The following is a 12747-nucleotide window of genomic DNA, read 5'->3' as shown; positions in this document are numbered from 1 at the left end:
TCACTGGATGCCCCTTGCGTACCGTCCACGCGCTTCGTTACATCACCCCGCTCCGCGAAGGCGGCTCGCTGCCCGCTGTGGTCGAGACCGACGACGATGGCATGGTCGTGCTCAAGTTCCGGGGCGCCGGCCAGGGCCCGAAGGCGTTGATTGCCGAGCTGGTTGCCGGCGAGATCGCACGCACCCTGGGCCTGCCGATTCCGGAGATCGTGTTCGTCGAGCTTGACCGCGAGTTCGCGCGCACCGAGCCGGACCCGGAAATCCAGGACCTGATCCGCGCCAGCGAAGGCCTCAACCTGGGCAGCGATTACCTGCCCGGCGCGATCAACTATGACGTGGCGGCGATGCCGGTGGATGCCGACCTCGCCTCGCGGATCGTGTGGTTCGATGCCTTCACCAGCAATGTGGACCGCACTGCGCGCAACCCGAACCTGATGGTGTGGCACCGCAAGCTGTACCTGATCGACCACGGTGCGGCGATGTACTTCCACCACGATTGGGCCAATGCGGGCGAAGCCTGCGAAAAGCCCTTCGTGCTGATCCGCGACCAGGTGCTGCTGTCGTTCGCCACGAAAATCGCCGAGGTGGATGGTGAGATGGCGGCGCGGCTGCCGGATGCGGAGATTGAACGCATCGTCGCGCTGGTCCCGGACAGCTGGCTGGTGGGAGAACCGGCGTTCGACAGCCCGGTGGCGTATCGCCAGGCGTATGTCGATTACCTCAAGCGCCGCCTGCAGGCACGCGCCGCGTTCGTACAGGAGGCCATCCGTGCCCACGCTGCACACGTATGACTATGCGGTCATCCGCGTGGTACCGCGGGTGGAACGCGAAGAGTTCATCAACGTAGGAGTGATCGTTTCCTGTCCGGGTGCCCGGCACCTGCAGGCGGCGATCGAGATCGATCCGGCGCGGATGCAGGCATTCGCGCCGTCGCTCGACCTCGAAGCGCTGCAGCCCTGGCTGGATGCCATCGTGGCGATCTGCAGGGGCGACGCAACCGCAGGCCCCATCGCGCAGCTGCCGGCGCGCGCGCGGTTCCATTTCCTCACCGCCAAGCGCAGTTCGGTGGTGCAGATGTCCAGCACGCATGTGGGACGCACCGCAGATCCCGAGGGCGTGGTGGAGCACCTGATGCGGAAGATGGTGCGGGTGGTGTGATTACCGGGGTGTTGCCGGCTGTTTCGGCAACGCATAGGCCATCACGTAATCGCCGGCCGGGGTTTCCATGAAATGGTGGCCGCCGGCCATGATCACCACGTATTGGCGGCCGGCGTATTCGTAGACCATCGGGTTGGCCTGGCCACCGGCCGGCAGCTTGGCGTGCCACAGCTCCTTTCCGGTCTTCAGGTCGATGGCGCGCAGCAGGTCGTCGGTGGCGGCCGCGATGAAGATCAAGCCGCTGGCGGTGACCGCCGAGCCGCCGTTGTTCGGCGTACCGATCTCGATGGGCAGGCCGGAGCGGATGCCGAACGGTCCATTGCCACGCGCACTGCCGAACGGGCGGTCCCATAGCAGCTGGCCCGTGCGCAGGTCGATCGCGCGGATGCCCCCATACGGCGGCTGCTTGCACAGCAGCTTGGTGAACGGCAGCCGCCAGCCGGCGTTGACGTCGATGGCATACGGGGTGCCGGTCTGCGGATCCCCTGCCCCTTCAGCGCCGCCGCGGTCGGCACGCACCTGCTCACGCGGCACCCAGCCCTTGCGGTCCGCTTCGGCGCGCGGCACCAGCCGGTTGTAGTTGGGCATGTCGTTGTAGTTGGCCACGATCACGCCATGGCGCGGATCCACCGCGACGCTGCCCCAGTCCGAACCGCCGTTGTAGCCCGGGTACTCGATGGAATGGCGGTCAGCCGTTGGCGGCGTATAGAACCCTTGATAACTGGCCCTGCGGAACTGGATGCGACACACCAGCTGGTCGATCGGGGTGATGCCCCACATGTCGCGCTCGGTCAGGTCGGGCTTGCGCAGCGTGTGGTACAGCGAGAATCGCTGGGTCGGCGCACGTTGTTCGGGCTCTACCCCGCCGCCGGGCACCGCGCGCTCTTCCGACGGCGTCAGCAGCGCGCCGGTGCGCCGGTCCAGCACGTACAGATCGCCCTGCTTGGTCGGCAGCAGGATCGCCGCCACCTTGCCGGCGGCGGTCGGGAAATCAATCAATGTGGCCTGCGAGCCCAGGTCGTAATCCCAGACATCCTTGCGCACTGCCTGAAAGTTCCAGACCGGTTTGCCGGTGGCCACGTCCAACGCCACCAGCGAGGTCGCATAGCGGTTCTGGTTTCCGGTGCGCGAACCGCTCCAGTAGTCGCCGGCCGAATTGCCCATTGGCAGGTACACCAGCCCCAGCTGCTCATCGCCGGTGGCAGTGGTCCACATGTTGGGGTTGCCGCGCGTGTAGGTCTGGCCCTGCGGTGGCAGTCCGCTGCGGTCGGGTGCATCCATGTCCCACGCCCAGCGCAGCTTGCCGGTCTGTGCGTCGTAGGCCTGGATGACCCCGGAGGGGGCATCGCGGCGCTGTCCGTCCAGCACCTGGTGGCCGGTGACGATCACCCCGCGCACGATCGCCGGCGGCGAGGTAATGGAGACATAGCCCGGTGGCACCTCGCCCATGCCCAGGGTGATGTCGACCTGGCCGTTGTTGCCGAAGCCCGGGCACGGCCGGCCGGTGGCGGCGTCGACCGCGATCAGGCGCCCATCCAGCGTGCCTTCGATGATGCGTGCCGCGCACAGCGCGCGATTTCCCGGCGCCAGCGGCCGGGTGCCCAGGCTGGGCGGCGGTTCGGGCAGTGCCAGGTCGGCGGCGACGTCGGCCAGTACGGGGTCAACCTGCGGCACGCCGGGCACTTCGTAGTAGGCCACCCCCCGGCACGCGGCCGTGTAGGGAATCGAAGCATCCTTCACCTTGGGATTGAAGCGCCAGCGTTCCCTGCCGGTTGCCGCGTCCAGCGCGATCAGCTGGTTGCGCGCGGTGCACAGGTACAGGCTGTCGCCCACCTTCAGCGGGGTGGTCTCGGCGCCCCAGCGCTTCTTCGGCAGGTCGCCGGTGCGGAACTGCCAGGCCAGCTCAAGCTCGCTGACATTGGCCGGGGTGATCTGCTGCAGCGGTGAATAGCGCGTGCCGGCGTTGCTGCGGCCCCAGGCGGTCCAGTCGCCCGGGGCGGGCTGGTCGGCCGGTTGCGGGCTGACCTCACGGGTCGGGGCCAGCCCGGTACCGGCGGCATCGACCGGGAATGCGTGCGCACCGGCCACCGCGCCGTGCGGGACGAAGGCCAGGGTGAACGCCACCGCGAATATCAGGCCCAGCACCCCGGCCAGGGTGCGGGAGACGCGCCGCGGCACCGGCGTGCGCAGGGTCGGCAACAGCAGCGCGAGCAGGAAACCCAGTGCGGTGATCGTGCCCAGGCGCGGCACCCAGCGCCAGTAGTCACTGCCCGATTCCCACCACGTCCAGCCGAAGGTGCCGACGAACACCAGCAGGTACACCCAGGCGCCGCTGCGACGGTTGCCCCACAGCAGCACGCCGGATGCCAGCAGGCCAAGGCCGGCCAGTGCGTAGTACCAGGAGCCGCCGAGCTGGACCAGCCAGATGCCGAGGCCGCCGAGCACCAGACCCAGCAGCAGCAGGAGGATGGCGAGCACGGTGATGAGTGGATGGCGCGCGGGCACCTCCACGATCGGATCGGACGACGGCGCAGCGGACATCGGCATCTCCCCGGGACGGCAGAACCTTGTGCCGGCCTCCCCGCTGGCCGGCTTCTCCGCTTATGCCAGCGTGGGTGTGAATGCCGTGCGTTCTTTGCGCGCCCCGAAACGGACAACGCCGGCACTGGGCCGGCGTTGTCCGTTCTACCTTGCGATGTCGATCAACCCTGTGGGGTGTCGTCGCCGACTGCCGTTTCCGGAGCGGCCACGGTCGGCGTTGCCGCCGTATCGACCTCATCCTCGACATCGTCGATGGACGCATCCATCCGCTCCACCGCCTGCAGCTTCTCGTCCTTGGACAGGCGGATCAGGGTCACGCCCTGGGTGTTGCGGCCCACGCGCGAGATTTCCGAGCCACGGGTGCGCACCAGGGTGCCGCCGTCGGAGATCAGCAGGACCTCGTCGCGCGAACCCATCAGCACCGCACTGACCAGCTTGCCGTTGCGCTCCGTGGTCTGGATACCGATCACACCCTGGGTACCACGGCCCTTGCGCGGGTAATCCGGCAGCGGGGTGCGCTTGCCGTAGCCGTTCTCGGTTGCGGTCAGGATGTACAGCATGCTGTCGTCGTCGCCACCTTCGATCACGGCGTCGCCGTTCTCGACCGTGGTCTCTTCCACCTGTACGTCGTCGTCGCTCTCGTCCTCGCTGCCGCCGGCACGTTCGGCCACGATCAGGCTGACCACTTCCTCGCCCTTGGGCATCTTGATACCACGCACGCCGGTGGCGGTACGGCCCATCGAGCGGACGCGGTCTTCGCCGAAGCGCACGGTCTTGCCGTTGGAGGCGAACAGCAGGATGTCGCGATCGCCGTCGGTCAGACCGACGCCGACCAGCGCGTCACCTTCGTCGAGATTGATCGCGATCTTGCCCCGCGCCAGGCGGAACGCGAACTCGCTGAGCGGGGTTTTCTTGACGGTGCCGTTGCGGGTGGCGAAGAACACGAACTGGCCTTCGGCATACTCGCGTACCGGCAGCACCGCCTGCACCCGCTCACCGGATTCAAGCGGAATCCAGTTGATGATCGGGCGCCCGCGCGCATTCGAGCCGGCTTCGGGCAGCTGGTGCACCGGCAGCCAGAACACCTTGCCCGAGCTGGTGAAGGTCAGCAGCGTGTCGTGCGTGTTGACCAGCCACAGCTGTTCGATGAAATCCTCTTCCTTGGTCGACGCCGCACTGCGGCCGCGGCCGCCACGACGCTGGGCGCGGTAGGCGCTGACCGGCTGGCGCTTGACGTAGCCGGCGTGCGACACGGTAACCACCACGTCTTCCGGTGCGATCAGGTCCAGGATGTCCAGGTCTTCTTCGCTGTGGCGGATCTCGGTGCGGCGTTCGTCGCCGAACTCGGTGCGCACGTTGACCAGCTCTTCGCGGATGACCTGCAGCAGGCGGTCGGGATCTTCCAGGATGTGGATCAACCCGGCGATGGTTTCCAGCAGCTGCTTGTACTCTTCGGTCAGGCGGTCCTGCTCCAGCCCGGTCAGGCGGTGCAGGCGCATTTCCAGGATCTGGGTGGCCTGGATCTCGGTCAGCTGGTAGCCGCCCTCGATCAGGCCCACGCCCTTGGGCAGGTCTTCCGGCCGCGAGGTTTCCGCACCGGCCGCGCCCAGCATCGAACCGACCAGGCCCGGCTCCCACAGGCGCGCGAGCATGCGCTCGCGGGCTTCGTTGGGATTGGGCGAGGTCTTGATCAGTTCGATCATCTCGTCGATGTTGGCCAGCGCAACGGTCAGGCCTTCCAGCACGTGGGCACGGGCGCGCGCCTTGCGCAGCTCGAACACGGTGCGCCGGGTGACCACTTCGCGGCGGTGGCGCACGAAGGCCTCGAGCATCTGCTTGAGGTTCATCAACTGCGGGCGGCCATCGACCAGCGCCACCATGTTGATGCCGAACACCGATTCCATCTGGGTCTGCTGGTAGAGGTTGTTCAACACAACTTCCGCCGACTCGCCGCGCTTGATCTCGATGTAGATGCGCATGCCGTCCTTGTCGGACTCATCGCGCAGCTCGCTGATGCCCTCGAGCTTCTTTTCCTTGACCAGCTCGGCGATCTTTTCGATCAACCGGGCCTTGTTCACCTGGTACGGAATCTCGGTGACGATGATCGATTCGCGGCCGTTGTCGGCCACTTCGATATCGGCCTTGGCGCGGATGCGCACCCGGCCACGACCGGTGCGGTAGCCGGCGACGATGCCGGCGGTACCGTTGATGATGCCGGCGGTGGGGAAATCCGGGCCCGGGATGTACTCCATCAGGCCGTCGACGTCGATCTCGGGGTTCTCGATCAGCGCGATGCAGGCGTTGATCGCTTCGGTCAGGTTGTGCGGCGGGATGTTGGTCGCCATGCCCACCGCGATACCGGCCGAACCGTTGACCAGCAGGTTCGGGAACCGGGTCGGCATGACCGTCGGCTCCAGTTCCTTTTCGTCGTAGTTGGGCTGGAAATCGACGGTTTCCTTGTCGATGTCCGCCATCAGCTCATGGGTGAGCCGCGACATGCGCGCTTCGGTGTAACGCATCGCCGCGGCGGAGTCGCCGTCGACCGAACCGAAGTTACCCTGGCCGTCCACCAGCATGTAGCGCAGCGAGAACGGCTGCGCCATGCGCACCAGCGTGTCGTACACCGACTGGTCGCCATGCGGGTGGTACTTGCCGATGACGTCACCGACGATACGCGCCGACTTGTAGTAAGGCTTGTTGCTGTGCGCGTTCAGCTCGTTCATCGCGTACAGCACGCGGCGATGCACCGGCTTGAGGCCATCGCGCGCATCCGGGAGGGCGCGCCCCACGATCACGCTCATGGCGTAATCGAGGTAGCTCTTGCGCATCTCGTCTTCCAGGTTGACCTGGATGATTTCCTTGGCGTTTTCTGCCATTCGGGTTCCGTTGTCTGGTAGCGGTCCAGTCCGTCGCGCCGGCCCTTGCGGGGCGGCGGCGCCGGAATCTCGATTAACTGACGGAGTCTACCACAACAGGGGCCTGATATCCCGTTTTTACAGGGCTTTTACCCGCGAGAATCAGATACTTACGGGGTAGTTGGGCGGACACCGACGGCGTACCGGCCAACGGTCGGTACCTTCCCCGGGTGGATCAACCGAATGCAGCCTTCATGTTGGCGACCGTCGGGTTCAGGATCACGCCCTTCTCGGTCACGATGGCGTCGATCAGCGCGCCCGGGGTGACGTCGAACACCGGATTCCACGCGGCAATGCCTTCGGCCACGGTGCGGGTGCCGCCCACGCCGTACAGCTCGCCCGGGTCGCGCTGCTCGATCTCGATCTGGTCGCCGTCAGCAGTGTCCATGTCCACCGTGGACGACGGTGCCACGACCATGAACTTCACTCCGTGGTGGCGGGCCGCGATGGCCAGCTGGTAGGTGCCGATCTTGTTGGCGGTATCGCCGTTCGCGCAGATACGGTCGGCGCCGACGACCACCCACTGCACAGCGCCCGTCTTCATCAGGTGCGAGGCGGCCGAATCGGCGATCAGGGTGGCCTCGATACCATCCTGCTGCAGCTCCCAGACGGTCAGGCGCGCTCCCTGCAGCCACGGCCGGGTTTCGCCGGCAAACACCCGGGCGATGCGGTGCTGGGCCATCCCGGCGCGGATCACGCCCAGTGCGGTGCCGAAGCCGGCCGTGGCCAGCGAACCGGTGTTGCAGTGGGTGAGCACGCCGCTGCCGGCGTCGATCAGGCCTGCCCCCAGCGCGCCCATATGGCGGTTCGCGGCCAGGTCCTCCTCGGCGATCGCCTGCGCTTCACGGGCCAGCACCTGCGCCCAGTCTGCACCGGCAGTCGCCAGGGCGCGGCGCATGCGCGCCAGTGCCCAGGCCAGGTTGACAGCGGTCGGGCGTGATGCGTTCAGGCGCTGCAGCGCCGGTTCCAGCCTGGCCAGCGCCTGCGCGCCGTCGTCGGCCTGCACCTGCTGGGCCGCCAGCACCACACCCCAGGCGGCGGCGATGCCGATGGCCGGCGCGCCGCGCACGGTGAGCGCATGGATGGCGGCAGCCACCGCGTCGCTGTCACGGCATTCCACATGCTCCACCACGAACGGCAGCTTGCGCTGGTCGAGCAGCTGCAGGGCATCACCTGTCCACAGGATCGGACGGATGTGGTCGTAGCGGGCGTAATCGATGTCGGGGGATGCGTTCATCCCGTCATTGTAACGGGCGCTCAATTCACATGGAATTCGGCGCGGCAGCCGTTGTCGACCCAGACCCCGCGGGCATCCCAGCCCCAATCGCGACCTTCCTCGCAGGGACTGCCAGACAGCTGCTTTACCAGCCTGGCACTCTTGCTGATGCCTGCACCGCAGAAGCGGCGCTGGCGCGACTTGGATTCACAGACCAGACTGCGCGGTACATCAAGGAAACCGCTGCCATCGGCCGCGCCCACTTCGAAATCGCCCTGGCAGCCCCGGGTAACCCACACCTCGTTGCGCTTGACGCCCCAACTGTGGCCTTCCCGGCACGGCATCGCCGACAGCTGGCGCAGCAGCCGCACCGGCGCGCCCTGCAGCATCACCGGGCAGCTCTGCGGGCGACCATTGGATTCGCAACGCAATACCCGGCGCACCTTGCGCTCGCCCCCCGTACCGGCACCGGGGGCGCCACGGCTGCGGAACTCGGCCCGGCAGCCGAGGGTGACCCACACGCCGGTGCGATCGGTGCCCCATTCTGAACCGCGGACGCAGCTGTTGTCGGACAATTGGCGGACGAGGTCGACCCCGTTGGCCACCGGCATGTCGCAATGCACCCATTCCATATCGCGTGACTGGCAGCGCACCACCTGCCCCCCGTAGCCCGTTTCGGCCCATGCGGACAGCGGAAGGCACGAAGCAATCAGCACCAGCCCCCACGCCGGCAGCCGCCACTTGGACGCGCACGGCATTGGTGCAGCAGCTTCCACCCGATTCATCAACTCCATACCCGCCGCCACTGAACGATCACGTCGCCACCATCCGACATCGGGTGTGATCAGAGCATCATCACGCCACCCGCGCAAGACACTTTCAGGGTGACTTCACTGCCGTCAGGCGTGGGCGAAATCAAACGCGAGCACCTCCGCAATCCGCCCGGTGCGGTTCATCGCCATCAGCAGGCGATCCACGCCTACCGCAACACCTGCACAATCGGGAAGCGTGGGCAATGCGTCGAGCAGGCGCTCATCCAGCGGCGGCAATACGGCGCCACGTGCCTGCCGTACTGCGTGGTCGCGCAGGAAGCGGGCGCGTTGCTCGCCCGCATCGTTCAGCTCGTGATAGCCGTTGGCCAACTCGACCGCGCCCAGGTACAGCTCGAAGCGTTCGGCAAGCGCGGGCGTGCCCGGTCGCACGCGCGCCAACGCTGCCTGGCTGGCTGGCCAGTCGTGCACCACCGTCATCTGGTCGTCACCAAAGGCGGGCTGGATGACGTGCGTCATCAGCAGATCCAGCCAGTCATCACGGGTCAGTCCGCCGGCATCGATGCGTACCCCCGCCAGCGGCGCCTGCAGCGCCTCCAGGCTGGCCTCGAACGGATCCAGTCCCACGTGCGTCCGGTACAGGCTGCGATAATCGAGCACCCGCAGTGTCGCGTCGCGCCCGACCTGTGCGAGCGCTGCACGCACCAGCGCCACCGTTTCGTCGATCAGACGGTGGTGGTCCCAACCCACCCGATACCACTCCAGCATGGTGAACTCGGGGTTGTGGCGGCCGCCCGCTTCACCGTTGCGGAATACCCGGCCAAGTTCGTAGCAGTCGCCCACGCCGGCGGCGAGCAGCCGCTTGAGCGGGTACTCCGGCGAGGTACGCAGCCACCGCTGCGCGCTGCCTGCATCGACATGGCCGCTGAAGCGGGTGTGGAAACTGTCGATGTTGGGCTCTGTGTTGCCGGCCTCCGAGAGGATCGGCGTTTCCACTTCCAGCACGTTGCGTTCGGCAAAGAAGGCGCGGATCAGCGCGTTGAGTGCCGCACGCTGGCGCAGCGCGGCGATCACGCGCGCGCGTCCCGCAGGCGGTCGGCCAGCTGCAGGGTGAGCAGGCTGCGGGTGTCATCGACATAGCCGGTGGCCAGGTACAGCCGGCGCGCCAGCTCGTTGTGGTGGTTCACCTCCAGCCGCATGCGCTCCACCCCGCGCGCGTTGGCACGCTGTTCGAGGATGGCCAACGCCTGCTTGCCCAGGCCGCGGCCACGTGCGGCGTGGCTGAGGTACAGCTCGTCCAGCAGCGCGAAATGACCGCCCTGCTCGAGGCTGAAGCCCATGGCCAGCGCGGCGTGGCCCACCACTTCACCGGTTTCGGACAACCACAGCAGCACTTCGCCGTTGCGCGGATCTTCCAGCAGGGCGGCCAGCGCGCGGCGCACGCGCGCTTCGTCGAAGTCCAGCTGGTCTTCGGCGTAGAACTCGCGCATCAGGCCGACCACCAGTTCGGTGTCGGCGACGGTGGCGAGGCGGAAATCGAGGGGGGTCGTCTGCATGGTGATGTGATCCGTGGTGTTGCGCTACCGGCTGTGTCAATGCGCGGCGAGATAGGCGACCAGGCGGTCTTCGTCCCAGACATCGATGCCCAGTTCGGTGGCCTTGGTGAGTTTGGAGCCCGCTTCGGTGCCGGCGACCACGAACGAGGTCTTCTTCGAGACGCTGCCGGCCACTTTGGCGCCAAGCGCTTCCAGGCGCTCCTTGGCTTCGTCTCGGGTCATCTGGGCCAGCGTTCCGGTCAGCACCACGGTCTGCCCCTCAAGCGGCCCTTCGCTTTGGCCGGTCGCTTCCGGGGCGCGCTCCAGCAAGGTGCGCCGGTACGCGTCTGCCTTGAGCAGCATCGGCCCATGCCCTTCGCGGTCAAGCCAGTCGGCCACGCCCAGTGCCACTTCATTGGGCAGACCGGCCGCGACCAGCTGCACCGGTTCGGCATCCAGAACGCTGGCGGCATCGGGCAGCATGGCCGCCAGTTTCTCCGCGCGCAGGCGCGTGATTCCGGGAATTTCCGCCTCGACCAGCAGCTGTGCGAAATCCAGCCCATCGCGCAGCTTGGCGCTGGGCGGGTGGGCATCGCTGATGCGCACCTGGCCGACCTGCAGCAGGGCGTCGATCGCTTCCTGGTTGCCCGGTTGTTCGAAGAAATGGCCGAGCGAACGGGCCACCTCGCCGCCGATATCCGGGACGCGCTTGAACAGCGGCCAAGGCAGGTGCCGGATCAGCTCCAGGTCACCGAACCAGGTGGCCAGCGCCTTGGCGGTGCTTTCGCCCACGTGTTCGATGCCCAGCGCGAAAAGAAGCCGTTCCAGCGTAGTGGTGCGGCTGGCATCGATCGCGGCGACCAGGTTGTCGGCCCAGCGGGTGGCGATTTTCTTCGTGTTCCAGTTGAAGGTTGCTTCCAGCGCCAGGGCACGGGCACGCCAGCGCTCATCGGATGCGTCCAGTGCCAGCACATCACGCAGGTACTGACCACTGCCGTCGGGCGGCAGGTGCAAGCCGATCTGGTTGGCCAATGCCTGTGGCGATTCAGCATCCAGCACCAGTTTCAGCTGCAGCAGCTGGTCGCGCGTGATCCGGTACAGGTCGGCCACGCCACGCACGATGCCTGCATCGACCAGGGTTTCAATGTACTTGCCCCCCAGTCCATCGATGTCCATCGCACGCCGCGAAGCGAAGTGCGCGATGGCTTCCTTGCGTTGCGCCGGGCAGCTCAGCTCGCCCGAGCAGCGCCATGCCGCTGCGCCTTCCTCGCGCACGATCTCCGAGCCGCACACCGGGCACCGCGTCGGCATGCGCCATGGCGAGGTGCCGGTCGGGCGACGGTCGGCGATGACGCTCACTACTTCGGGAATCACATCACCGGCGCGGCGTACGATCACCGTGTCGCCCACCCGCACGTCCAGCCGTGCGATCTGGTCGGCGTTGTGCAGCGTGGCATTGGAGACGATCACCCCGGCCACGGCGACAGGGTGCAGGCGCGCTACCGGTGTGGCCGCGCCGGTACGGCCGATCTGGATTTCGATGGCTTCGACCGTGGTGGTCTGTTCCTGTGCAGGGAACTTGTGCGCGATGGCCCAGCGCGGGGCGCGCGCTACGAAGCCCATCTGTTCCTGGCCGGCACGATCATCGAGCTTGTAGACCACGCCGTCGATATCGAACGCCAGGCCATCCCGACGCTGTCCGATGTCACGGTAATAGGCCAGCAGGCCGTCACTGCCCTCCACCACCTGGCACAGATCGCTGACCGGAAAACCCCACGCCTTGAGCTGGGCCAGCGTGGCCGAATGGGTCGGTGGCAGCTCGCCGCCCTGAACCTCACCCGTGCCGTAAGCGTAGAAGCTGAGCTTGCGGCGCGCACTCATCTTCGGATCAAGCTGGCGCAGCGAGCCAGCTGCAGCATTGCGGGGATTGGCCAGCACCTTGCCTTCGTGCAGGCGCGCCTCGGCGTTGTAGGCTTCGAAATCGGCACGGGCCATGTAGACCTCGCCGCGCACCTCCAGCACCTGCGGCCAGCCACTGCCCTGCAGCGTGTGCGGGATCACCTTGATCTGACGCAGGTTCGCGCTGACGTCCTCGCCGGTTGTGCCGTCGCCGCGGGTGGCGCCCTGCACGAACCGGCCGCCTTCGTAGCGCAGGCTGATGGCCAGGCCGTCGAGCTTGGGTTCTGCCGAGAAGCGCAGGGTGTCGCGGCGCAGGCGCTCGCCGATACGGCGCACGAAATCCTGTACTTCCTCGTCGCTGAAGGCGTTGCCCAGCGACAGCATCGGCACCGCGTGGCGCACCTCGGCAAAGCGCGAGGCCGCCCTGCCCCCTACCCGCTGGGTGGGCGACCCGGCATCGACCAGCTCCGGGTGGGCCTGTTCCAGGGCTTCCAGATCGCGCACCAAGCGGTCGTACTCGGCGTCCGGAATCAGCTGCTCATCGCGATCGTAGTAAGCCTTGCCGGCCTCCTCGATCTGGCGACGCAGGATCTCGGCACGTTGGGCGGGACTGGGGCTCATGCGACAGGCATCCTGGAAGGGCTGTGAATTCTAGGTGCTGCCGTCGGCGACCACCACCGGCGCGGTGCTGGAGGCGTCGGCAGGCACGTTCC

Annotated in this window: 9 protein-coding genes; 2 read left to right on the top strand and 7 right to left on the bottom strand. The window is 67.2% G+C overall.

Features of this window, described 5'->3' with window-relative positions; translation table 11 throughout:
- Nucleotides 1-14: 14 nt before the first annotated feature.
- Nucleotides 15-791 carry a HipA family kinase gene (locus ACGFZ3_RS13030; protein ID WP_392921684.1) on the top strand — a complete coding sequence of 259 codons (777 nt, stop codon included), beginning with the start codon at nt 15-17 and terminating at the stop codon, nt 789-791.
- Nucleotides 769-1158: a DUF3037 domain-containing protein gene (locus ACGFZ3_RS13025; RefSeq protein ID WP_392921682.1), complete on the top strand. Its 390-nt coding sequence runs from the start codon at nt 769-771 to the stop codon at nt 1156-1158. Before ACGFZ3_RS13030 ends, ACGFZ3_RS13025 begins: the two co-directional genes overlap by 23 nt.
- Here the strand turns inward: ACGFZ3_RS13025 and ACGFZ3_RS13020 are convergent, their stop codons facing one another.
- The 7 genes from ACGFZ3_RS13020 to ligA all read right to left on the bottom strand — a co-directional run bounded on the left by ACGFZ3_RS13020 (nt 1159) and on the right by ligA (nt 12655).
- Nucleotides 1159-3699 carry a membrane-bound PQQ-dependent dehydrogenase, glucose/quinate/shikimate family gene (locus ACGFZ3_RS13020; protein ID WP_392921679.1) on the bottom strand — a complete coding sequence of 847 codons (2541 nt, stop codon included), beginning with the start codon at nt 3697-3699 and terminating at the stop codon, nt 1159-1161.
- A gap of 161 nt (nt 3700-3860) precedes the next feature.
- Nucleotides 3861-6575: a DNA gyrase subunit A gene (gyrA, locus tag ACGFZ3_RS13015; RefSeq protein WP_392921677.1), complete on the bottom strand. Its 2715-nt coding sequence runs from the start codon at nt 6573-6575 to the stop codon at nt 3861-3863.
- A gap of 214 nt (nt 6576-6789) precedes the next feature.
- Nucleotides 6790-7851: an S-methyl-5-thioribose-1-phosphate isomerase gene (mtnA, locus tag ACGFZ3_RS13010; RefSeq protein WP_392921674.1), complete on the bottom strand. Its 1062-nt coding sequence runs from the start codon at nt 7849-7851 to the stop codon at nt 6790-6792.
- Between the two features lie 20 nt (nt 7852-7871).
- Nucleotides 7872-8588: a DUF3011 domain-containing protein gene (locus tag ACGFZ3_RS13005; RefSeq protein ID WP_392922024.1), complete on the bottom strand. Its 717-nt coding sequence runs from the start codon at nt 8586-8588 to the stop codon at nt 7872-7874.
- A gap of 141 nt (nt 8589-8729) precedes the next feature.
- A complete protein-coding gene (gene epmA / locus ACGFZ3_RS13000; protein WP_392921671.1) occupies nt 8730-9674 on the bottom strand; it encodes an EF-P lysine aminoacylase EpmA in 945 nt (314 codons plus the stop codon).
- Nucleotides 9671-10156, bottom strand: coding sequence for a GNAT family N-acetyltransferase (locus tag ACGFZ3_RS12995; protein ID WP_392921668.1), 486 nt, complete (start codon nt 10154-10156; stop codon nt 9671-9673). The genes epmA and ACGFZ3_RS12995 overlap by 4 nt, the downstream gene beginning before the upstream one ends.
- Before the next feature lie 36 nt (nt 10157-10192).
- On the bottom strand, nt 10193-12655 hold the full coding sequence (gene ligA, locus ACGFZ3_RS12990) for an NAD-dependent DNA ligase LigA (RefSeq protein ID WP_392921665.1): 2463 nt from the start codon (nt 12653-12655) through the stop codon (nt 10193-10195).
- Nucleotides 12656-12747: the final 92 nt, after the last annotated feature.

It is taken from the genome of Stenotrophomonas sp. NPDC047960 (genome assembly GCF_043204395.1).
In the GTDB taxonomy this organism is placed as follows: domain Bacteria; phylum Pseudomonadota; class Gammaproteobacteria; order Xanthomonadales; family Xanthomonadaceae; genus Stenotrophomonas.
This window is presented reverse-complemented; position numbering and strand designations above follow the sequence as displayed.

What these genes read in the sequence shown, in the direction of transcription:
- mtnA (WP_392921674.1), bottom strand. Translation starts at nt 7,851, where the DNA reads ATGAACGCATCCCCCGACATCGATTACGCCCGCTACGACCACATCCGT.
- ACGFZ3_RS12995 (WP_392921668.1), bottom strand. Translation starts at nt 10,156, where the DNA reads ATGCAGACGACCCCCCTCGATTTCCGCCTCGCCACCGTCGCCGACACC.
- ACGFZ3_RS13005 (WP_392922024.1), bottom strand. Translation starts at nt 8,588, where the DNA reads ATGCCGTGCGCGTCCAAGTGGCGGCTGCCGGCGTGGGGGCTGGTGCTG.
- ACGFZ3_RS13020 (WP_392921679.1), bottom strand. Translation starts at nt 3,699, where the DNA reads ATGTCCGCTGCGCCGTCGTCCGATCCGATCGTGGAGGTGCCCGCGCGC.
- ligA (WP_392921665.1), bottom strand. Translation starts at nt 12,655, where the DNA reads ATGAGCCCCAGTCCCGCCCAACGTGCCGAGATCCTGCGTCGCCAGATC.
- gyrA (WP_392921677.1), bottom strand. Translation starts at nt 6,575, where the DNA reads ATGGCAGAAAACGCCAAGGAAATCATCCAGGTCAACCTGGAAGACGAG.